18 protein-coding genes, 1 pseudogene and 1 riboswitch are annotated in these 22,352 nt (G+C 66.3%); of the genes and pseudogenes, 5 read left to right on the forward strand and 14 right to left on the reverse strand.

Features of this window, described 5'->3' with window-relative positions; genetic code table 11:
• Positions 1-3: 3 nt before the first annotated feature.
• The 9 genes and pseudogenes from ACVMB0_RS02620 to ACVMB0_RS02660 all read right to left on the reverse strand — a co-directional run bounded on the left by ACVMB0_RS02620 (position 4) and on the right by ACVMB0_RS02660 (position 7,933).
• Positions 4-654, reverse strand: a complete 651-nt coding sequence (locus ACVMB0_RS02620; RefSeq protein WP_461345229.1) for an urea amidolyase associated protein UAAP2 — start codon at positions 652-654, stop codon at positions 4-6.
• Positions 651-1,496 (reverse strand): urea amidolyase associated protein UAAP1, encoded by an 846-nt coding sequence (locus ACVMB0_RS02625; protein ID WP_461345230.1) that lies wholly within the window; start codon positions 1,494-1,496, stop codon positions 651-653. The genes ACVMB0_RS02620 and ACVMB0_RS02625 overlap by 4 nt, the downstream gene beginning before the upstream one ends.
• A 77-nt stretch (positions 1,497-1,573) precedes the next feature.
• Positions 1,574-2,327, reverse strand: a pseudogene (locus ACVMB0_RS02630) (ABC transporter ATP-binding protein); the annotation flags it as partial.
• Positions 2,324-3,142, reverse strand: coding sequence for an ABC transporter permease (locus ACVMB0_RS02635; RefSeq protein WP_244066466.1), 819 nt, complete (start codon positions 3,140-3,142; stop codon positions 2,324-2,326). The gene ACVMB0_RS02635 and the pseudogene ACVMB0_RS02630, both read right to left, overlap by 4 nt.
• Before the next feature lie 46 nt (positions 3,143-3,188).
• On the reverse strand, positions 3,189-4,262 hold the full coding sequence (locus ACVMB0_RS02640; protein ID WP_461345231.1) for a putative urea ABC transporter substrate-binding protein: 1,074 nt from the start codon (positions 4,260-4,262) through the stop codon (positions 3,189-3,191).
• Between the two features lie 78 nt (positions 4,263-4,340).
• Positions 4,341-4,451, reverse strand: a riboswitch (guanidine-I (ykkC/yxkD leader).
• A 321-nt stretch (positions 4,452-4,772) separates the two neighbouring features.
• Positions 4,773-5,489, reverse strand: coding sequence for a GntR family transcriptional regulator (locus ACVMB0_RS02645; RefSeq protein WP_461345232.1), 717 nt, complete (start codon positions 5,487-5,489; stop codon positions 4,773-4,775).
• A gap of 79 nt (positions 5,490-5,568) precedes the next feature.
• On the reverse strand, positions 5,569-6,360 hold the full coding sequence (locus tag ACVMB0_RS02650) for a transporter substrate-binding domain-containing protein (RefSeq protein WP_461345233.1): 792 nt from the start codon (positions 6,358-6,360) through the stop codon (positions 5,569-5,571).
• Positions 6,361-6,414: 54 nt separating this feature from the next.
• On the reverse strand, positions 6,415-7,086 hold the full coding sequence (locus tag ACVMB0_RS02655; RefSeq protein WP_461345234.1) for an amino acid ABC transporter permease: 672 nt from the start codon (positions 7,084-7,086) through the stop codon (positions 6,415-6,417).
• Positions 7,087-7,117: 31 nt separating this feature from the next.
• Positions 7,118-7,933 carry an amino acid ABC transporter ATP-binding protein gene (locus ACVMB0_RS02660; RefSeq protein ID WP_461345235.1) on the reverse strand — a complete coding sequence of 272 codons (816 nt, stop codon included), beginning with the start codon at positions 7,931-7,933 and terminating at the stop codon, positions 7,118-7,120.
• 141 nt (positions 7,934-8,074) lie between these two features.
• On the opposite strand from ACVMB0_RS02660, the gene ACVMB0_RS02665 reads away from it, so the two are divergent.
• Positions 8,075-9,067, forward strand: a complete 993-nt coding sequence (locus ACVMB0_RS02665; RefSeq protein WP_461345236.1) for a hydroxyacid dehydrogenase — start codon at positions 8,075-8,077, stop codon at positions 9,065-9,067.
• Positions 9,064-10,326, forward strand: a complete 1,263-nt coding sequence (locus tag ACVMB0_RS02670) for a Zn-dependent hydrolase (protein WP_461345237.1) — start codon at positions 9,064-9,066, stop codon at positions 10,324-10,326. Before ACVMB0_RS02665 ends, ACVMB0_RS02670 begins: the two co-directional genes overlap by 4 nt.
• A gap of 25 nt (positions 10,327-10,351) precedes the next feature.
• Here the strand turns inward: ACVMB0_RS02670 and ACVMB0_RS02675 are convergent, their stop codons facing one another.
• Positions 10,352-11,128, reverse strand: coding sequence for a LamB/YcsF family protein (locus ACVMB0_RS02675; protein ID WP_461345238.1), 777 nt, complete (start codon positions 11,126-11,128; stop codon positions 10,352-10,354).
• Positions 11,129-11,293: 165 nt separating this feature from the next.
• Here ACVMB0_RS02675 and pxpB point away from each other — a divergent pair, with 165 nt between their 5' ends.
• Genes pxpB through ACVMB0_RS02690 form a run of 3 tightly spaced genes read left to right on the forward strand, consistent with a single transcriptional unit; the run spans position 11,294 to position 14,036 of the window.
• Positions 11,294-12,037, forward strand: coding sequence for a 5-oxoprolinase subunit PxpB (gene pxpB / locus ACVMB0_RS02680; protein ID WP_461345239.1), 744 nt, complete (start codon positions 11,294-11,296; stop codon positions 12,035-12,037).
• Positions 12,038-12,045: 8 nt separating this feature from the next.
• Entirely contained in the window at positions 12,046-13,071 is a 1,026-nt protein-coding gene (locus tag ACVMB0_RS02685) for a 5-oxoprolinase subunit C family protein (protein ID WP_461349581.1), read from the forward strand.
• Positions 13,072-13,106: 35 nt separating this feature from the next.
• Complete coding sequence (locus ACVMB0_RS02690) at positions 13,107-14,036, forward strand: dihydrodipicolinate synthase family protein (RefSeq protein WP_461345240.1); 930 nt, start codon at positions 13,107-13,109, stop codon at positions 14,034-14,036.
• Positions 14,037-14,050: 14 nt separating this feature from the next.
• On the opposite strand, the gene ACVMB0_RS02695 is transcribed toward ACVMB0_RS02690, so the two are convergent.
• The 4 genes from ACVMB0_RS02695 to ACVMB0_RS02710 all read right to left on the reverse strand — a co-directional run bounded on the left by ACVMB0_RS02695 (position 14,051) and on the right by ACVMB0_RS02710 (position 21,403).
• Positions 14,051-14,752, reverse strand: coding sequence for a hypothetical protein (locus ACVMB0_RS02695; protein ID WP_461345241.1), 702 nt, complete (start codon positions 14,750-14,752; stop codon positions 14,051-14,053).
• A gap of 79 nt (positions 14,753-14,831) precedes the next feature.
• Positions 14,832-15,410, reverse strand: coding sequence for an invasion associated locus B family protein (locus ACVMB0_RS02700; RefSeq protein ID WP_456752335.1), 579 nt, complete (start codon positions 15,408-15,410; stop codon positions 14,832-14,834).
• The gene (locus ACVMB0_RS02705; RefSeq protein WP_461345242.1) at positions 15,407-20,011 is read right to left on the reverse strand and encodes a beta strand repeat-containing protein; all 4,605 of its coding nucleotides are present in this window, start codon (positions 20,009-20,011) and stop codon (positions 15,407-15,409) included. The genes ACVMB0_RS02700 and ACVMB0_RS02705 overlap by 4 nt, the downstream gene beginning before the upstream one ends.
• 339 nt (positions 20,012-20,350) lie before the next feature.
• Positions 20,351-21,403, reverse strand: coding sequence for a helix-turn-helix domain-containing protein (locus tag ACVMB0_RS02710; RefSeq protein ID WP_461345243.1), 1,053 nt, complete (start codon positions 21,401-21,403; stop codon positions 20,351-20,353).
• Between the last annotated feature and the right edge of the window lie 949 nt (positions 21,404-22,352).

Raw genomic sequence — 22,352 nt, forward strand, 5'->3', positions numbered from 1 at the left:
GCCTCACGCCTCCGGCTCGAAGATCGTGGCATCGAAGATCGTGACCTGCACCGGCGTCGGGAAGAAGCCGTTGCAGGGATTGTTGATCTGCGGGCAGTTCGAGATCAGGCACAGCACGTCCATCTCGGCGACCAGCTCGATCGCGTCGCCCGGCTTGGAGACGCCGTCGACCACGGTGAAATTGCCGGCGGGATCGATCGGCACGTTCATGAAGAAGTTCAGGTTCGGCACGATGTCGCGCTTCGATAGGCCGTATTTCGCGGCTTCGATCACGAAATTCTCGCGACAGGCGTGCTGGTAGCGGGTCTGGTGCCCGAACCGCACGGTGTTGCTCTCGCAGGAGCAGGCGCCCGCCGAGGTGTCGTGCAGGCCGCAGCTGTCTGCCGTCACGCGCAGCATCACGCGGCCTTCATTCGACATGATTTTGGTGCCGAGCCCGACATAGGCCGAGCCTTGCGCGCGCAGCGTATCCTGGCCGCTGTAGCGCTCACCGAAATCATCGGCGCGATAGAACAGCGTATCCACCGCCTGCTGGCCGTGGGTATCGGTGATGCGCAGCGTCTGGCCCTTGCGGATGATCGCCGACCATGGCTGGCGCGCGGGAATTTCGACATCGAGCACGATGCGGCCGGTCGGAACGGATTGCGTGGTCATCGCACGGCTCCTTCGCTGGTCTCGCCGAAATACAGCGCGTTGTTCTCGTAGGCGCGGATCGCCTCGGCCGTCGCGGTCCGGCACAGATCGTCGGCAGCCGGCGCACCCGCGCGGCAGCGCACGATCTCCACACTCGCTTGCGGATAGGCCGCAGCCGGATCAAGCGGATGCGGGCAGTTCGACAACGCGATCAGCAGATTCATTTCCGCACGCAGATCGACGAAGTCGCCCTTCTCGCGCCGCCCCTCGGACCAGACGAATTTTCCGTCCGCATCGATCGCGACCGGGGCGAAGAAGCTGACGCAGGGATGCACGTCGCGGCGGTCGAGCCCGAGTTTCATCGCGGCGAGGATGAAATTGTCACGCGTGTTGCGGAAATTGCCGTCGCCGTACTTCGCCTGGTTGGCCGCCGCGGTCGAACCGCCGACCACGGCATCATGCGCGGCACTGGTATCTTCGGTGATGGCGAGCAATGCCCGCCCCATGTCCGACAGCAGCACGCGCCCTTTCTGCAGCCGCGCCGCCCATTGCACTTTGATGGTGTCGGCGTGGTTGAGCCGCTCGGTAGTATCAGCGCTGTTCCAGGCGAGCAGGCTGACGGTGGATGTCCCCTGCGTGTTGACGATGCGCAGCGTATCGCCGCGGTTCAGCCGCGTGGTCCAGTACCAGCCCGCCGGAATCACCTCGCGGTGGATGATCGCATCTGTGGCGATCGGTGCGGCATCGCGCGCGGTCGGCGCCGGGAGCGCCCGCGGCGCGTGCTCCTGCCCGGCCGATTTCAGCTCGTTGTAGCGTCGCGTATGCGCCGCGACCTCAGCCTTCTGTTCCGCTGTGAGGATCATGGTTGCTCCTTCAAGACGAGAGCGCCGGGCCGTCCCGGCTGGTGCTCCTTGTCTGACCGGGTCGTCCCGGCCGGAGCTGGTTGAACCGAGGACCGCAGCTCGGCGCTGCGGCGCGGGAAGATCTCGAGGTCGCGCGACACGGTGGCGCCGTAGCGATCGCGCTCCTCGGGCCGGTTGCGCGACCGCTCCAGCGCGATCACCCGCGTCGCGAGCCCGAATGCTTCGCTGAGATCATGCGTGACCATCATGACGGTCAGATGGGTCTCGTTCCACAGCCGCTTCATCAACAGGTGGATGTCGGCGCGGATGCCCGGGTCGAGCGCGCCGAATGGCTCGTCGAGCAGCAGGATCTTCGGCTCGCGCATGATCGCCTGCGCCAGCGCGAGGCGCTGCTGCATGCCGCCGGACAGTGAAGACGGATATTTGTTTTCCTGACCGGCGAGCCCGACTTCGGCCAAAAGCTTCATCGATTCATCCATGGCGGCGCGCCGTGCGGCGCCGAACAATCGCGCCGTGAACTTGGCATCGCGCAGCTCGCGGCCGAGCATCACGTTCTGCAGCACGGTCAGGTGCGGAAACACCGAGTAGCGCTGGAACACCACCGCCGCGGTCGGCGTCGGGCTCGGCGGGCAACGGCTTGCCGTCGACCAAAATCTGCCCCCGGCTCGGCTGCTCCTCACCGAGCAGCATGCGGAGCAGCGTGGTCTTGCCGCAACCGGACGGGCCGACCAGCGCGATGAATGCGCGCGGCTCGACCTCCATCGTGATGCGCTCGAGCACGATGTGATCGCCATATTCCTTCCAGACGTCGTCGAACCGGATCGCGCTCATTCCGCCCTCACCGAGGCAAACCAGGGAAACGCCTTGCGTTGCAGGACGCGCAGGCCGACATCGATCAGGAACGCCAGCAGCGTGATCCAGGCGACGTAGGGAATGATCACGTCCATCGCGAGATAGCGGCGCACCAGGAATATCCGGTAGCCGAGCCCGGAATCGGAGGCGATCGCCTCGGCGGCGATCAGGAACAGCCACGCCGGGCCGAGTTGCAGGCGCAGCACGTCGATCAGCCGGGGCAAGGTTTGCGGCATCGCGACCCGCAGCGCGATCTGCCAGGTCGAGGCGCCGAGCGTCTGCGCCTTGACGATCTGCTCGCGCGGCAGCTCCTGCACCTTCATGGCGAGGTCGCGAATCATGCAGGGCAGCGTCCCGATCACGATCAGCGCGATCTTGGAGTTCTCACCCAACCCCATCACGATGAACAGGATCGGCAACAGCGCCAGCGGCGGCACCATCGAGGTGACCGACACGAACGGCCCGAGCAGGGCATTGGCGCCCGGCAACAGCCCGATCACGATGCCGAGCACCAGTGCCGCCACCGTCGAGATCGCCAACGCCGACCCCAGCCGCCCGAGGCTCGCGACGGTGTCGGAGGCCATCAGATAGCCGCCGGTGCGGGGATCGACCTCGAACGCCATCTGCTTGACCGCCTGCACCATGCTCGGCAGCGCCGGCAGCAGCTTGTCGTTCGGGTTTTGCGCGAGCCGCGCGCTGGAACCGGCGAAGTAGGCGATTGCGACCAGGAGGAACGGCAGCGCGAGCAGATAGAAGCGCGTCTGCCGTCCCGGCCGTATGTTCACAAGTCGCATCGTCGGCTCCTGCGTGAGGTCGGCGTTGTGCGTGTCAGAGCTTGCCCTAGAGCTTTCCCTTGGCGGCTTCGTCCATGTAGGTCGGGTCGAAGCGCAGCTTGATGTTCGACTTGTCGCCCAGCACCGACTTGTCGGCGAGTTCGATCCCGACCGCGTCGGCCGACTTCGCGCCCTTGCCGAGCAGATCCTTCTCGAACAGGAACTTGCGCACCCGATCCATGGTCGTGCCGACGGTGTTGCTGCGCGTGAAGGCTTCGGCGTCGGTGGCCTTGTCGAACAGCTTGGTGGTCGAGAGCTGGCTGTCGAAGCCGGCGAGATCGGTGCCGGAGGCCTTGGCCATCGCTTCCTTGGCGGTCTTGGCGGCGGAATCGTTCGCGGTCATCTTGGACAGCGTCTCGTACCAGATGCCGACCAGCGCCTTGGCGAAATCCGGATTGTCCTTGGCGACCGCGGTGTTCACCACCATCAGGTCCATGATCTCGCCGGGGATCTGCGAGGAATCGAACACCTTCTTGGCATCCGGCGAGCCGAGGATTTCGGTCACGATCGGATTCCAGGTCACGACCGCATTGACGTCAGGCGTCTTGTAGGCCGCCGCGATATCGGCATCCGAGGTGTTGACGACCTTGACGTCCTTCTCGCTCAGCTTGCTGGTCTCCAGCGCCCGCGCCAGCAGATAATGCGACACCGAGAACTCGACCAGATTGACGGTCTGGCCCTTGATCGCGGCGAGGTCGGATTTGTTCTTCAGGATCACGGCATCATTGCCGTTGGAGAAGTCGCCCATCACGACCGCGGTGGTGTCGACACCGCCGGCTGCGGGAATCGAGAGCGCATCCATGTTGGTGATGGTGACGGCGTCATAGCCGCCGGCGGTGTACTGGTTGATCGATTCGACGTAGTCGTTGAACTGCTTGACTTCGATCGTGATGCCGTATTTGTCGGCCCATTTCTTGACGATGCCGGTGTCGGCCGCATAACCCCACGGCATCCACCCGACATAGATCGACCAGGCGACCTTGAAGCTTTTCTTCGGCGCGGCGTCGGCCGCAGGCGCCGCCGCGAGCACGATCGCGCAGCCGATGACAACAGAGCGAAGGAAGAAAGAGAACTTGTTCATTGCCGATCCCTCTTGCGAAACTTCACAAAAAGGGACTGGCGAAAAGACCATCGCTCCGCCAATCCCTTGGCTAACGAGGTCTCCCGGGCTTTTATCCCGCCGTGCACCTGCGGGGATGTCTCCCCCGCAAGCGGCTGCTCTCGGACCAGCATCTTGCCTGGCAAGATCGGAACCCTAGCGGCCAACTCAACGCCCTTGATGCATGAGCCGTGCCACGGTGGCGGTGTTTGAATCTCATGAGATTTTTCGGCGCGCGCGGTCCAGCCGCGCGGCCGTTCTGCTTAAAAACTGCGCAAGTCTGCTCAGAATTGGCTCTGTCATTTCGTCGTCGACACCAACAGGATCGCGTCATGGCTGACGCCGAGGGGGATGTTCGATGGGCAAGCTTCTGAGCGTTTTGTTCGCGAGCTTCTGGCGCGGACTGCACGGCCGGTTCGGCCTGGTGCCGCACCGCGATGCGCGAGGCCCGAGCGCCTAACCTGAGGCGCCGCTCCGGCTCCGCGTTAGCAATCAGCCGACGGTCCCGAGCTTGCGCATGATGCTGAGCTTGATGTTCTCGATATGCGCCTCGACGGCAGCGCGAACCGCGGCGGCATCCCTGGCGCGCAGCGCGGCGATGATCGCCAGATGCTCGTTGTGAACCGGGGCGAAGCGCTCCGGCAGTCGGCTGAGGTTGAACATCTGGGTCTTCAGCCTGAGATCGCGGATCAAGGCCGCCAGCACCGCATTTCCGCTGTTGTCGGCGACCAACTCGTGGAAGCGGCCGTCGAGCTCGCGGTTCTCCGGCGACTGCGGATCATTGCGCTCGCGCAGCTGCACGATCCTGGCCTGTAGCTCATCGAGCTCGGCCGGCGGTATGCGTTCGATCGACTGCACCGCCGCCTCGGCCTCGAGCACCCGCCGCACCTGCAGGATCTCGATGAACTCGCGCAACGAGAATTCCTTGACCACCAGGCTGTTGCCGGGCGCACGCGTGACCAGCCCTTCGGTCTCGAGCCGATAGAGCGCCTCGCGGATCGGCGTGCGCGAGATGTCGAGGAACTCGGCGAGCCGGCGCTCCTGCATCACCGTCCCGGCCGGCAGCTCGCGCTTCACCAAGAGATCGAGGATGCGCTCATACGCCAGCTGGCTCAGGCTCTTTTCGGTCGGGGCGAGCAGAAGGGAGACATCGGGTGCGGCTTGCGACCGGTTGGTCGCCTTGCCCGCTGCATTCGGCCTGCGCGGCATGTCCTGATCTTCCCTCGGATGACTTCTGCGGCGACATTCCGGTTGGCCGGAATGCCGCCTCAATGCGGACGACGATCGATCAATTGAGCTCGCTGCGAATCGGCTCCGCGGGGTGCGGATCAAATCCGATCAATTCGGTCGTGAGCTTGGCATAGGTACCGTCGGCGATCATGTCTGCCAAGGCCTTGTTCACAGCCCTGGTCAGGTTGGGCTTGCCCTTCTGAATCGCCAGCCCTTTCTGGATCTGGCTCAGCGTGCCTTCGCCGGTCACCAGCGGCAGCTTCTTGGCCTTGATCGCATAGTTGGCGGCGACGGCATCGGTGATCACGGCATCGAGGTTGTCATTGACGAGATCCTGCACCGCATCGACCTCCGCTTTGTAGCTCTTCAGTGACGCACCGTTCTGCTCGGCGATCTTGCCGAAGGTCGAGGCCGCGACGGCGCCAACATTCTTGCCCTTCAAATCGGCACCGGTCCGGATCCCGGTGTCCTTGCGAGTGAGGATCGTGGCGCCTGAAGCAAGCCAGCCGTCGGCAAAGGTCACCTGCTTCTGGCGGGCCGGAGTGATGTCCATCGACACGCTGGTCATGTCGAACTGACCGGCGAGAAGACCGACCAGCGCGGCGTCGAACTGCGTGATGACGGGCGTGTATTCGAGGCCAAGGCGGCGCGCGATCTCCTTGCCGATCCGGATTTCCAATCCATCGAGCTCGCCGTCCGGCCTGCGCATCGAAAATGGGGCAAACGTGCCCTGGGTCGCGACCTGCAGCTTGCCCGGCTGCAGCAGCTCGAGGTCGGACGCAACGGCGGGAACGGAGAACGTCAACCCGGCACCGAGCGCTAGATAGGCAAACTGCCGTCGCGAGATCATCAGTCGTGTCCTTTCATGGATGGAGGCGTTCACATTCGTCATGGGACGTTCCGATCAATAGCGCAGCGCGTAGCTGCGCTCGAGCCATTGTGCGAGTCTCGACAGCAACGTCGTCATGACCAGGTAGATGAAGGCGCTGGCGATGTAGAAGTCGAACGGACGGAACGTGCTGGCGATCAGCAATTGCGAGTAGAGCGTCAGCTCGACCACCGTGATGGTGGACAGCAGCGAGGTGTTCTTCAGCGCCGAGATCGCCTCATTGGTGAGGGACGGCAGGATGATGCGGAACACCTGCGGCAGGATGATCCGGTGCATGGCTCCGGCGCGGCTCATGCCGAGCGCGAGTGCCGATTCCATCTGTCCCTTGGGGATCGCGGTGAGGCCGGAGCGGATGGTCTCGGCGACATAGGCGCCGCTGGAAACGCCGAGCGCGAGCGTGCCGGCGACGAAGGGCGACAGTTTCAGGCCGAGCTGAGGGAAGCCGAAATAGACGATGAAGACCTGCACCAGGGTGGGCGTGCCGCGGATGAACCAGACGTAGAAATCCGCCGCCCCGCGCACGACCTTCAAGCGCGACTGCTTGCCGAGCGCGGCGATCAGGCCACAGATCCAGCTGACCAGGATGATCAGCACGGTCAGCGCCAGCACGATCCCTGCGGCCTTGCCGAAGCCGGGAAGATAGATCGCGAAATCGACGGCCCAGTCGTGGATCCTGGTCAGGAACATCGGCGTATCCAATCAAGCGATGCGATAGCGGTCATGCGGCGAAGTCCTGGTGCAGCACGCGCTTGAGGAACTGGCGCAGGCGGTCGCTGCTGGGATTAGCGAGGACGTCGCGCGGCGCGCCCTCTTCGGCGATCACTCCCTGATCGAAGAACACCACCCGTGACGACACATCGCGCGCGAACGCGATCTCATGGGTCACGAGCAGCATCGTCATGCCCTCGGCCGCGAGCGATCCCATCAGCTCCAGCACCTCGCCGACGAGCTCGGGATCGAGCGCGGAAGTCACCTCGTCGAACAGCATGACCGCCGGCTTCATCGCCAGTGCCCGCACGATCGCAACGCGCTGCTGCTGGCCGCCGGACAGTTTCGACGGATAGGCGTTGCGCTTCTCATAGAGCCCGATCCGGCGCAGCAACGCCTCGGCGTGCTCGGTCGCCTCCTTGCGCGGCACCTTCTTGACCCGGACCGGGGCCTCGACGACGTTTTCCAGCACCGTCATGTGCGGCCACAGATTGTAGCTCTGAAACACCATGCCGATCTGGGCACGCAATTCGCGCAGCTGCTGCGGCGTCGGTTGGCGTCGTGCACCCTCGGCGTAATCGAAGGCGAAACTGCCGAAGTCCATGAAGCCTTCGTCCGGAAGCTCCATCAGGTTGACGCAGCGCAGGAACGTGCTCTTGCCGGAGCCGCTGGCACCGATGATCGAGATCACCTCCCCGGCCCTGACGTCCAGCGACACGCCTTTCAGCACCTCGTTCGCATCGAAGCGCTTGCGGATGTCCTTCAGCTTCAGGATCGGCGCAGCGGCCGGCATCGCGGTCACATTAATCCTCCCGACGAACGACATGATCGTCTCGACGCACCGACTTTGCCGCCGGCGTTGGATCCGGACTTTTCAGCTATTGAAACGGCCGGCGCATTTAAGCTAATGGTATACCATTGGAGTTCCAATGGCATTTTTTAGGCTGCCTGTGCACAGGAATTAAGCATGGCCGAGACCTCGAAGACCTGCCTGATCGTCCAGCCGATTCATCAGGCCGGGCTGGACGTCCTGACACAGGGCGGCCTCGTGCTGCATCAGCTTGCGCGATCCGACCCGCAATCGCTGATCCGCGCGGCAGCGGATTGCGTCGCCGTCGTGACCCGAAGCGCAGGCTTTCCGGCCGCCGCGATCGAGGCCGCGCCGGCGCTGCGCGTGATCGGCTCGCATGGCGTCGGCGTCGACGCGATCGACGTCGCGCGTGCGACCGCGCGCGGCATCGTCGTCGTCAACGCCCCGAACAGCAATGTGCGCTCGGTGGCCGAACACGCCATTGCGCTGATCTTCGCGCTCGCCAAGTCGATCGTCAGCGCTGACCGCGCCGTGCGTGAACACGACCATGGCTTCAAATATCGCGCGCGGCTGACCGAGCTGGACGGACTGACGCTCGGCATTGTCGGCTTCGGCAATATCGGCCGCCAGACCGCTTCGCTTGCCAAAGCGCTGGGACTGCGGGTGATCGCGCATTCGCTGGAAACCGCGCCGGAGATCTATGCGGCTGCCGCCGTCGAGCCCGTCGCCGCGCTGCGCGACCTGCTGGCGCAATCCGACATCGTCTCGCTGCATCTGCCGCTGACGCCGTCCACCCGCGGGTTGATCGGCGCGGCCGAGTTGGCGGCGATGCGGCCGGGCGCCCTCCTCGTCAATACCGGCCGCGGCGGAGTGATCGATGAAGCCGCACTGCTCGACGCACTCGATGCCAACAGGTTCGGCGGCGCCGGGCTCAATGTCTTTGCGCGCGAGGAGATGCCGAAGGATCATCCGCTGCTGCGGCACGATCGCGTCATCCTGACCCCGCATATCGCGGGCTCGACGGAGGCAAGCCTGGCGCGGACCGCCGAGGATGTCGCGCGCGGCGTTCTTGCGGTGCTGGCGGACGAGCGGCCGCGCTTCCTCGTTAATCCGCTGGTCTGGCCGCAGCGTCGCGGAGCGCGCCCATGACCGCTCAGCGCATGCTGCACGCCGATCGCGAGCTCGCAATTCGCCTGTTCGATCGGTTGGCGGAGCAAAGCCGCGACGAACCCGGCGTCACCCGCGACGCCTATGGCACCGGTGAACAGCGCGCGCACGACCTTATTGGCCAGGAAGCGGCCGAGCTCGGGCTGTCCCGTGCCGTCGATGCCGCTGGCAATCTGCTGCTCACGCTCGAGGGCACCGATCCGGACCTGCCGGCCTGGGTGGTCGGCTCTCATCTCGACTCGGTGCCGCACGGCGGCAATTTCGACGGTGCCGCCGGCGTCATCGCCGGCCTTGCCGCGATCGCAGGACTTAGACGGAGCGGACTGCGGCCGCGACGCAGCGTCATCGTCGTCGCGACGCGCGCCGAGGAGAGCAACTGGTTTCCCGCTTCCTATATCGGCGGCCGCTCGCTGCTCGGCCTGCTGCCTGCCGATGTGCTCGATCTGCCGCGCTCCGACACCGGGCGGGCGCTGCGCGACCACATGCGCGATCTCGGCTTCGCGCCGGAACGGGTCGCGAGGGGCGAGCATCTGCTCAAGCCGGCGCAGATCCACGGCTTCGTCGAGACGCATATCGAGCAGGGCCCGACGCTCGAGGCCGCGAAGCTGCCGCTCGGCCTCGTCACCGGCATCACCGGCAGCTTCCGCTACCGCAAGGCGCGCTGCCTCGGCAGCTACGGCCATTCAGGTGCGGTGCCGCGCCAGCATCGGCACGACGCCGTGTTTGCGGTCTCGGATCTCATCCAGTCGCTCGATCGGCTCTGGGACGATCTCGATGCCGCGGGCCGCCCTGCCACCATCACGTTCGGCGAGGTCTTCACCGATGCCTCCCAGCACGGCTTCAGCAAGGTGCCGGGCGAACTGAATTTCTGCCTCGACGTGCGCAGCGTCGACCGCCAGCTGGTGGAGCACATCCACGACCGAACGATCGCTTTCGTCGCCGAGATCGAGACCAGGCGCGGCGTCCGTTTCGAGCTCGGCGAGCGCACCGGGAGCCAGCCGGCGGTGATGAGCGCGCACCTGCTGCGACAGCTCGGCCGCCTCGCCGATCGTCTCGAGATCGGCCATCTGACGATGCCGAGCGGCGCGGGGCATGACGCCGCGGTGTTTGCCAATGCGGGCATTCCCAGCGTCATGCTGTTCGTGCGCAATCAGAACGGCAGCCACAATCCGCACGAGGCGATGCGGATCGAGGACTTCCAGGCCGCCGCAACGCTGCTCGCCCACCTCGTGCTGGAGTGAGGAAGCGGTGAGCCGCGGCCAATCCTCACGCGCCGATCACTTCGGCCATCGGCGCCAGCTTGACGCCCGATGCGGCAAGGCGCTCGCGCAGCCGCTGCGCCATCGCCACCGCACCCGGCGTGTCGCCATGGACGCAGACGCTGTCGATCCGGGTTGGCAGGCGCGTGCTGGACAGACAGGTGATGGCACGGTCCTCGATCATGCGGATGACCCGTTCCGCCGCGACCTCGGCATCATGGATCACCGCGCCCGCGAGGCGGCGCGATACCAGATTGCCGTTGTCGGCATAGGCGCGATCGGCATAGATCTCGCGCACCAGCGGCAGCCCGAACTTCTCCCCTGCCCGCTCGGTCTCCTGGCCCGGCATCACGACGAAGATCAGATTGCGATCGACGGTGTGGATCGCCCGCGCCACCGCCTCCGCAAGGTCGCGGTCCTCGGCGGCGATATTGCCGAGCGCGCCATGCGTCTTGACGTGACGGATCGGGTGACCGGCGTCGGCGGCCAGCGCCATCATCGCGCCGATCTGGTAAAGCAAGATCTTCTCGATATCGGCCGGGCGTTCACCCTGGATCGGGCGGCGGCCGAACCCCCAGAGATCGAGAAAGCCGGGATGCGCGCCGGCCTGAACGCCGTTGGCCTTCGCCTCCGTCAGCGTGCGATGCATCACGAGGGGATCGCCGGCGTGAAAGCCGCAGGCGATGTTGGCCGACGTCACGGTGCGCAGCATCTCGGCATCGTCGCCGAGCGTGTAGACACCGAAGCCCTCGCCCATGTCGCAGTTCATGTCGATCAGCGCCATCGTCTTCCCTCTCTTGATAGTACAGGTCCGATATACACATCGCGCCCACGGCATGCCACGAGGAATTTTGGCGCAGGGATTGCAAAGGGTGTCTCGCGGGAGAGGCTCTCGCGCGATCACGTCCGCGTATTGCCGGACGATCGCAACAGAAGATGAGCGCACCGGATGAATGAAGCACTCTACGCGCAGCCGCGCTTTCGCAGGTCTGGCGATGCCGCGCTGACCATCGAGCTCGGCGACGGCATCGATGCAACGGTGAACGCCCGGGTCGTCGATCTCGACCAGGCGCTGACCGCACGCGCGCTGCCCGGTGTGGTGGAGATCGTGCCGACCTACCGCACCGTGCTGGTCTGCTTCGATCCGACCGTGGTGACGCGGCGCGAGATCGAAGCCGAAGTGATGGCGCTGTGGCCGCCGGCGCCGACCGGCCGGCTGCGCCATCGCTGGACCGTTCCCGTCATCTATGGCGGCGAACACGGAATGGATCTCGACTGGCTCGCACAACGTCTCGACACCACGACGGACGAGATCGTCGCGCGGCACGGCGCGGCGGAATACCGCGTCTACATGATCGGCTTCATGCCCGGACTGACCTATCTCGGCGGGCTCGATCCCGTGCTCCACATCGATCGGCGTCCCTCGCCCCGGCTGACGACACCGCCCGGCAGCGTCTCGGTCGGAGGCCAGCAGGCCGCGATCTCACCGCCGATCGCAGCACCAAGCGGCTGGCACATGCTGGGGCGCACGCCGGTGCGCTCCTACGATCCCCACCGCGAGCGGGCGCCGTTCCTGTTCAGTGCCGGCGACCTGATCCGCTTCCGGCCGATCGCGGCCGCCGAATTCGCCGCGCTCGAGCGCGCCGCGGACGCCGGAGAGATCGCCGCCGACAAAGAGGAGCTGCGGACGTGAGCGGCACGATGTCGGCGCATCTTGAAGTCATCGCGCCCGGTCTCGCCACCACCATCCAGGACCTCGGCCGTCACGGCTGGCAGCGGTTCGGCATCTCCGCGTCGGGCGCGATGGATACGGTCGCGCTGGCGACCGCCAACGCGCTGGTCGGCAATCCCGCGAATACCGCGGCGCTCGAGATCACGCTGACCGGGCCGGTGCTGGCCTGCACCGGCGGCGACATCCGCTTCGCGCTGGCCGGTGCCGATTTCGCCATGACGATCGACGGCCGAGAGGTCGCCGCGCACGAGACCCACGACTTGAAAGCAGGCCAACGCCTGTCGATCGGCTCGTCGCGCGACGGCGCGCGCGCCGTCCTCGCAGTCAGCGGTGGCTTCGCGATCAAGCCGATGCTCGGCAGCGTCGCGACGCATGCGCGCAGCCAGCTCGGCGGACTCAACGGCGGGCCGCTGCGCGACGGCGATCTGCTGCCGCTGGCAACGCCGGGTCTGCCGGACCGACCGCATCTGATGCTGTCTCCCGCGCATCGGATCCGGCATGACGGCCCGATCCGCGTGCTGCTCGGTCCGCAGGACGATGCGTTCAGCGCCGAGGGCATCACGACGTTCCTGACGTCGGACTATGAGGTGACCGCGCTGTCCGATCGCATGGGCTACCGGCTCGACGGGCCGCCCGTGGCCCATGCCGGCGCGGTCGGCATCGTGTCCGACGGCATCGTGTTCGGCAGCATCCAGGTTCCGGGCAACGGCCAGCCGATCATCCTGCTCGCCGACCGCCAGACCACCGGCGGCTATCCGAAGATCGCAACCGTCATCTCGGCGGACTTTCCGCGGCTGGCCCAGCTGCGCCCCGGCCAACGCATTCGCTTCCAGGCGATCGAGGAAGACGCGGCAATCGCGCTCGCGCGCGAATTGCGGCGGCGGCTCGATCGCATCGCCGATGCGCTGATCGAGATCCATCGCAACCTCGTGCCGACCTCCGAGCAGCTGCTGGCCGGCAACCTGATCAGCGGCATGATCTCCGCGCTCGACTGACACCGACCACACCAACCACCACAGGAAGACCAGTCATGACCTTGCTCAACGAAACCGCGAACGGTGTCTATGTGATCGCGGTGACGCCGTTCACCGACACCGGCGCGCTTGATCTCGACAGCGCCGATCGCATGGTCGATTTCTATCTCGAGAAGGGCGCGACCGGCCTCACACTGCTCGGCATGATGGGCGAGGCGCCAAAACTCACCGCGGCGGAATCCCGCACGCTGGTGCGTCGCGTGCTGGCGCGCGCGGCCGGACGCGTCCCGGTCGTGGTCGGCGTTTCCGCGCCGGGCTTCGCCGCGATGACCGAGCTCAGCCGCGCGGTGACGGACGACGGCGCCGCCGGCGTCATGGTCGCCCCGCCATCGTCGCTGCGCACCGACGACCAGATCGTCGGCTATTACGACATGGTCGCGGAAGCTATCGCCGGCGCGCCGCTGGTGTTGCAGGATTTCCCGCTGTCGACGCAGGTCCAGTTCACGCCGAAGGTGATTCTGGCGATCGCCGGGCGACTGTCCAACATGGTGATGCTCAAGCACGAGGATTGGCCGGGCCTTGCCAAGCTGTCGGCGCTGCGTGCGGCGAGCGACGCCGGCCGCGCCCGGCGGATCTCGATCCTGGTCGGCAATGGCGGCGTGTTCCTGCCCGAGGAGCTCAGCCGCGGCGCCGACGGCGCGATGACCGGCTTCGCCTATCCGGAGATGATGGTCGATGTCTGGCGCGCCCATGCCGCCGGCAACATCGAGCGCGCCCACGATCTGTTCGACGCCTATCTGCCGCTGGCGCGTTACGAGCAGCAGCCCGGCCCGGGCCTTGCGATCCGCAAATATGTGCTGGCCAGGCGCGGCGTGATCGCTTCAGCCACCTTGCGCAAGCCCGGCGCCGCGCTCGCACCTGCCGACATTGCCGATGTCGAGCGCTTGATCGCGCGTCAAACGCGGCGCCTCGCGGAGCTTGGTTGAGCCGGGCGTGAGGATTATCCCGCGAGGCGCAGCGCGGTCACCGCGACGCAGGCATTGCCGAACGGAAGCAGCACGACCTGCGCGCCGTTCGGCAGCGCGATCGTCGCGAGTTCGCCGAGCGCGCCGGTCTGGCCGTTGAGCTTGGCGAGCTCGGCGGCAACCGTCGGGCAGCTTTCCGCCCGCGGCGTGACCCGCACCAGATTGCCTTCGCAGGACGATCCGACCGGAGCGGCAAACACGATGCCGGCGGCCTGCTGAACGGCGGTCCCCTGCGGGGCCTGATTTCCCTGCGAGGCCTGGTTTCCCTGCGGGGCTTGGTTCGGTGCGAGCGCGACCAGCGACTGCACCGAATGCGAATTGCCGGCCTTGGCGTCCCACTGCGACTGCGCGGTGTAGTTGGAGTTCATCGCAAGTCCGCGGCCGAGCGTCCCGAACAGGTTGGCGCAGGTCACGATGTTGGCCTGCCGCGCCTGATCGTCGAACACGGTCGGTTGCTGCCCAGCCTGCTGCGGCGGAACGGCCGCGGCCGCCGGCGTCTGCGCCTCCTGCGGACGCTTGTGCGGCTGCGGCTTCGCGGCGACGGCGGGCTTCTTGGCCGGCGCCGGCGCGGCCGGCTGCAATGGGATTGGGGTCTGCTGCGCATAGACCACGACGCCGGCGGCACCGAGCGCAGCCACCACGACCGCAACAAAGATCAAGCCAAGGGTGCGCCGCATCGACCATCCGTCCTTTTCATTTAGCGTGTCAGTCTCGAGCCGGATCCCGGAATTCCGCATCCGCATCTCCGACCTCGCTTCACTTCAATTTCGCCAGCACGCCGGACAGTCCGTCGAGCGGCGCCTCCAGCATGACCGGCCCGGTCTGCGGGAGCTGATAGGACACCAGGCACGGCGTCGCCGCGCGGATATGCCGCCGCAGCACGTTGCCGATCGCGATCGTGGCGAAGCAGAAATTGGTGTCGCAGCGATCGGTCTGCGCAACGATGCGATCCGGACTGTCGCCCATCGCGAGCTCGATCTGCGCGCCGACGCCGGCGGCCGCGGGAATCCGCATCGCCATCAGCGGCTTGCCGTCGGCGGTCGCGACCAGCGACCAGTTGAAGGCGAGCGCGCCCTGCGCATTGACGATCGACTGCGTGACGTTGCAGACCCGACGCTTCGATCTGAGGCTCTCGTCGCAGATCAGGGTCCAGTTCTTGAACGGCTGGATCATCCGCCTGAACTCGCCGAGCGTCTCGCCTTCCGGCACCACGACATCAGACGGTTTCACGGAATAGGCAGGCGGCGGCGCGGGCTGCGCACCCGCGCTCGTCGCCGCCGCGAGCCAGACCAACCAGGCCAGACACGCCGGCCGCCTCGTCGCCGTCAGCGTCAATTGAGCGTCAGGCTCACGCCGGCGCTGACGCCCCAGTCGCTGCCGGCGGTGGTCGCCGCCAGGTTGCTGCGCAGCCGGCTGTTCTCGCTGGTGTAGCCGATGCCGAAGGCGAGCGCACCCTGGCTGCGCCAGACGCCGCCGCCGGCCGATGCGCTGATCTTGCCCGGCCGGTCGTCATAGCGCAGCGATGCTGCGGCCATGCCGATCGCGGCCGCACGCCAGGCGTCCTGCCGCACCTCGCCGATCTGGCCGTTGAGCTGCTGGAACGCGCTGTTGAGCTGGTTGACGTTGACCGCATCGGTGCCGGCCACACCGGCCGCGACGTTGCTGATGGTCACCGGCCCGCCATTGCCGCTGTTCAACGTCACCTTGTTGGTGGTGTTGCCGGAGGCGTCGGTGTCGTAGCGGATCGAGCTCGACGCAACCGCCTGCAGCTGGCTGACGTTGACCGCGTCGGTCGCGGCCGAGCCGGCGGCAACATTGGTGACGCGGCGCTCGGCCCCGGACGAGCCGACCGACACTTCGCCGGTCGCGACCCCCGCCACGCTCTTGCCGACCACGGGCGTATAGGCCGCATCGCTCAGATTGGCCGTGGTGGTGGAATTGGCGCCGAGCGCCAGCGAGTTGGCGGCCGTCGCCTTGGCGCCGGCGCCGATCGCCACCGAATTGTCGGCCGACGCGGCCGAGCCGTTGCCCATCGAGATCGCATTGGCGCCGCTTGCGACCGATTGCGGTCCGATCGCGACGCTCTCCGATCCGGTCGCGATCGAATCCGCCGCGGTCGAATTGGCGTGGAAGTATTTCACGCCGCCACCGCCGGTCGAGATGTTGTTGACCGTGGTGTAGAGAGCGGCGAGCGAGGTGTTGGTGGCCCAGAGCTGCGAGCCGTTGATCGCATCCGTCGAGGTCGAGCTGATCTGGCCCGCGGCCACGTTGGTGATGGTACGCTCGGCACCGGCGCTGCCGACGCTGACGGTCGAGGTCGGCGCGGTACCGGCGAAGTCGTAGGTGGTCCCGGCAATCGTGGTGCTCTTGGTCGCGACCACCGTCGAGGTGGTCGAATTGGCACCGAGCGCGACGTCGCCGGCTTGCGCGGTCGCCTTGGCGTTCGGGCCGAGCGCGACGCTGGTCGGGTTGGTGGTCTGGGATCCCGCGCCGATCGACACCGACTGGATGCCGTTGGCCGCCGCGCTGGTGCCGAACGCGATCGAATCGGCAAAGTTGGAGACCGAATTCTGGCCGATCGCGATGCCGCCGGGCGCGGTCTGCGCCACGGTCGCGCCATTGCCCATGCCGATGCCGTTGTCGCCGTTGACCACGGTCTGTGGTCCAACCGCGACCGAGTTGTTGCCGACCGCAAGCGAATCCGCGAGCGTCGAGTTGGCGTGGAAGTATTTCGTCGTCGTGGTCGCAAACGATTGCAGCGCGCCGGTCAGCTGCCGCACGGTGACGGCGTCGCTCGATTCGGTGCCGTCGGCGACATTGGTGATCTGCCGGTAGCTCGTCGCATTGCCGACCGACACCGCGCCGAGCAGCGTGAGATCGGTGGTGTTGTAGGGGATGATGGTGCCGCCGATGGTGCCCGATGCCGGCGCCAGCGCGCGGTTGGAGATCGAGCCCGAGCCGAGCGCGACGCCGTCGGCGACCGTCGCCTGGGTGTTGAAGCCCAGCGCGGTGGAATTCGCCGCGGTTGCCGACGCGGCAACGCCGGCCGCCATCGAGTTCGCGCCGGTCGCGCCGTTGTTGTTGTAGTTGGCCTGCTGGGTACCGCCGTCGTTGTAGCTATAGTAATGCGTCAGGCCATTATTGACGATGGTCGAGAGGCTGTCGATCGCCGAGGTGGCGGCAAACAGCTGCGAGCCGTTGATCGCGTCGGTCGAGCCGTTGCTGATCCGTCCCGCCGCGACATTGGTGATGGTACGCTCGTTGCCGACCGAGCCGACGCTGACCGTCGAGGTCGGGGTGGTGCCGGCGAAGCCGTAGGTGTTGCCGCCGATGACGATGCTGGCGGTTTGAACCGCCGCGCTGGTCTGGCTGCCGGAGCCGAGCGCGACCGCGTTTGCGTTCGTCGCGCTGGCATTGGCGCCGAGCGCGAGTGCATTGGCGGCACCGGCACTCGAATTGACACCGAGAGAGGTCGCCTGAACGTCGGATGCCGCCGCATTCTGGCCGATCGCGGTGCTTGATGTGGCCGAGGCCTGCGCATTGGGTCCGACCGCGGTGCTGTATTGCCCCGTCGCCTTGGCGATGTAGCCCAAAGCCACGGAGTCGAGCGCCGACGCACTCGAGGCGAAGCCGACGGCGACGGCATTGTCGGCCCCGGTGGACGAGGAGTTGCCGACGGCGATCGCATTCGTGCCGGTCGCGCTCGCCAGCGGACCGACCGCAACCGAGTCCGTTCCGACCGCGGAGGAATCGGCCAGCGTCGAATTGGCGTGGAAATACTTGATTCCGCTGGTGCTGATGTTGTTGACCGTGGTGGCGAGGCTGTCGACCGCCTGGTTGGTGGCGAACAGCTGCGAGCCGTTGATCGCGTCGGTCGAGGAGTTGCTGAGCCGCCCCGCCGCGACATTGGTGATGGTGCGCTCGGCACCAACAGCGCCAACGCTGACGGTCGAGACCGCTGTCGTTCCCGCGAAGCTGTAGGTGGTGCCGTTGATCACCGTGCTCGGCGTGTTGACAGCGGTCGCGGTGACGCTGCCGGAGCCGAGCGCGACATCGCCGGAGCTTGCCGCCGCCGTGGCGCCGTTGCCCAGTGCGACGTTGCCCACTAAGCCGGCGGCGCCTGCGGTCGAGCCATTGCCAAGCGCGACCGAGCCCTGCCCGATCGCCTTGTTGTTGTTGCCGATCGCAACCGCGCCGTTGGCCTGGTTGGCGGCGGTGGCGGTGGCCGTGCCGTCGCTGTTGGCGATGTTGTTGGCGCCGCCGGTGAAGGCGCCGGTGCCGCTGGCATAGCTGGGATCGCCGATCGCCACGGCACCGTTGCCAAAGGCAGTGTTGTTCGCACCGATCGAGACGGCCTGACCGCCGGCGGCCGCCGCATTGGTGCCCACGGCGACAGCATTGGCGGAACTGGCCGCGGCATTGGTGCCGAGCGCAATCGCGCTGACGGCGCTGGCAGCTGCCTGCCCGCCGATGGCGATGGCGTTATTCCCGGAAGCATTGGCGCCGGCGGTCGAATTGCCGCCGAGCGCGATCGATCCGACGCCTGAGGCGATCACCCGCGTCGCCACCGTGGTCCCGCCGGAGCCAATTGCAGTTGCATAAGTGCCCGTCGCTTGGGCCTGGGTGCCGAGGGCGGAGGCATTTCCGCCTGATGCGGACGCCCCAACGCCGACAGCGGCAGCAGACACACCGGTGGAGCTCGCATTATTGCCGACCGCGATGCCGCCCGTCGCCGTGCCGCCGACGATTGCACCCGATCCGATCGAAACCGCGCCCCCCGCGGCCAGCGCCTGCGCCTGGTTACCCAAAGCAACGGCGAAATTCCCGGATGCGGTGGCGAGATTGCCTCCGGCAAATGCGCTCGTTCCCGATCCCGCGGCGGAAGAGCCGATGGCAATCGCGTTTGCGCCCGATGCATTCGCGGTGTAGCCCAACGCGTTCGCGCCTTGGCCGGAGGCCGCCGCGCCGTTTCCGAGCGCAGTGGCCTGATTACCCGCTGCCGTGGCGGAGGTGCCGAGGGCGCTGGCGCCGGTGCCGGTCGCAGAAGCGCTCGAACCGACGCCGGTCGACCATGCCCCCGTCGCGGTGGAGCCGGTACCGAGCGCGACGGCCTCAAACGTGAAGCCGCTCGGTGCGGTCCCGCTGGCATTGGCATTCACGCCGATCGCGATCGGCGACCCGCCGCCGGTTCCGGCGTTGGCCTTGGAGCCGACCCCGATGGCCGTGCCCGAACCATTTGGAGACGAGGCGGCAGAAGACAATCCAATGGCGATCGAGGCACCGCCCGACGCGTTGGCCGATGAGCCGATGGCGACGGCACTCGCCCCGTTTGCAGTGGTGTTGACGCCGAAGGCGCTCGATCCGTCGCCGGTGGCGTGCGCGTTTCCGCCTACGGCAAGGGCATTGGTGCCGGTCGCGTTGGCAAACACACCCATGCCGATCGCATTGAGGCCGTTCACCGAGTTGGCATAGCCCACGATGATCGAGCCATCGCCGGTTGCGGTGTTGGCATCGCCGATCGCCAGGGAGTTCTGGCCATTCGCGGTGGTGCTGGTGCCGATGGCGGTTGAACTGGATCCGGCGGCGTGGGCGCCGCAACCCAGCGCAGTGCTGCCCGCGGTTGCAGCAGTGGGGTTGGTGCAGTTCGCGGGATTGCTCAAGACCCCGTTGCCGATGGCGACCTGCGCGAACGCCGCCTGCGGGCTCATGAGCCCCACGACAACAAACATCGCGCCGACCGCCCCACCGGCTCCGAGCGGGCCAAGTCCCAGCCGAGCGCGCTTCACGCCAAGGATTCGGTGTGCCTGCCGCAACACCGCCAGCAACCGGCGCCGCAGCGAACGGCTGTCCGCATCGCCCGACGCGATCCAGCAATGGACGAAGCCGCTGCGGCGCTGCGTCTTCAGAGATGTGGTTGAGTTGCGTGCGACAGCCATGGTGCGCCCCTTTCGCGACATCTGGTCCAGACGCCGGAGGCGACGCGCCATGGACCGTGCCGACGCGCGGGCCCCATGGCCGCGCACGCGGAGAGATGAAGACGATCGCGCGACACGCGCTCGGCTTCCAGTCCTGGCCAACGATGTGTCGAACTCAACGAGCGCATCTTGCCACCCCGCGCTCGCTCGACTGCCCCATCAATGTGCCCCGAGTCGTCATAACCGAAAATGATAGACACATATTTGGCAACGTCACTCAGCAGGCCGTCCAAATAACGCGCAGATCGTCTCACAAGTTGAATGATTGGCCGATGCACCGTGAGGTATTTTATCGCGCCTTCAACCGGCAGTTGATCGACGGCGCGTGCGTTCGCGCATTTCGCGCGGGCTGACGCCGAACTCGCGGCGAAACGCGCGCGTGAAATCCGACGCCAGCTTGAAGCCGTTGCGATAGGCGATCTCCTGCACCTGCCTGTCGTTGAACGCGACGAGTTCGGCATGAGCGGCGCGCAGCCGCTTGCGCAGGATGTAGCCGGCGACGCCGCCGACGCTCTCGAATGCACGGTAGAGGGCGGAGCGCGAAATGCGCAATTGCTGCGCGATGCGATCCGGCGTGAGGTCAAACTCGCCGAGATGCGTCTCTATATAGAGTCGCGCACGCTCGAACAGCACCGACTCGATCGCGCCGTGCGAAGACTCGAGCCGATCCGAGGACAGCTGGACGCAGGCGGCGATCATCTGTGCGGTCGCCCGCCCCGCTTGCCGCAACTCGTCCGGAGACATCAGCATGATGCGCGTCTCGAGCCTGTCGAGATAGTCGGCAAGCAGCGCGATCAGGTTGCCTTCGAGAAGAACATTGCAGAGCTCGTCGAGCTGATCGGCCACGTCGGCGAACGACCTGCGCGGCAAACCCAGCACCAGGCCCTCATAGTCCGTGATGCTGCCGCTGAAATCATCATCGAGCGAGATCAGGAACATGGCGCCCGGCCCGGCGTGAATTCGTCGCCCGGCGCTCTCGAAGCGGGCTTCGCCGGAGCGCACCCGGTACAGCCACCAGATATCGACGGGCGCCCCCTGCGACGGCTTGATGACACGCGCGAACGATTGCGCGGCGAATCGTCCCGACGTGAAGACGATTTCGGCCATGTTGCAGGTCAGGTACTCCACCAGGAACCCTTGTGCGGCGCTACAGCCTTCCGGCGGCGCGACCTCGACCAGCGAGGCCATCCGCGTCTTCCAGACCTCGAACTGCTCCGATAGCGGATACGGACGCGTCGAGAACAGCCGAGGCGGTGCGGGAGCTATGTCCCTGATGTTCCGCGGCTCGCGCGGCATTGGAACATGTTCGAGGAGCTGCGATGCGCGTGCCGGCGTGTCGTCGTCTTGTCGCATGTACTTCCGTTCCCCGTTTTCGCAGACGACAGACATCGGCTCAACGGAGGGGCATTCCAAAGGTTGCGTCGCCTGCACCGAAAGGCCGGCGAATTCGGGAGATAAAGAAGCGGCATCCGGGAAAGCGAAGATCAGCCTGCTTACGCCGGCCGCTCCCGATAGGGCTGATGCAGGTTGCTGAGGCAGTCGTGCTCACACATGCTTTTTTCATCATCGTGGCGTCATGGCCGTATCCGACCCGACTGATCTAGAGAACACTTTGCGCGATAGCCAGAGGAGCGGCAACGCGCGCCGCGAAGAATTGCAAGATTGCCTTCACGCGATGCGATCGCGCAACGCATCGTCCAGGAGACTTCAGAAAATGTTAGCGATCTCGGCGCTGTGGGACAGCGGATATAACGGCAGGAAGCAGAGGTAAGCACGGTAGATGACATATCGGGACCTCTGCGACGATCGCTGCGACCAGGCATGGGGACGTCTGCCTATTCCTGCGCCAATCCACCGCATGCGGCGTGACTGCAAACCCTGTGGCATGCGGCCGTACACACTGTCGCTGCTTGCGGCATTTACATATGAGTGTCGAGGTGGCGAAAGTCACAACGGCTCATCGAATTTTTTGGTTCACTGAATTTTTGCCGGGAGTGTTGCGCGCCAGATGGCACTGTCCCATCGCGCGGCTGTGCCGGCCCCTCGCGATCATTGACACGAGCAGCGTGAGGAAGCCACCGGCGGATGCGGGGGAGGGTTGGGGAGAGGGTGCCACACGGCGAACTCTCTCAATACTTCGCGCAGCACACGATCAGCGTCGAGAAAGTGATGCTCGTCTCGATCATCTCGCCCGAGGCGCCCCCCTCGCCCCGCCCTCTCCGCAACGCGGGGCGATCGCACATGTCTACGGCTCCGTCCCATCGGACGGAGTTAGGCGCACTGCACGTTTTCTGGATAATAG

The sequence above is a fragment of the Bradyrhizobium sp. USDA 4451 genome (assembly GCF_054822585.1).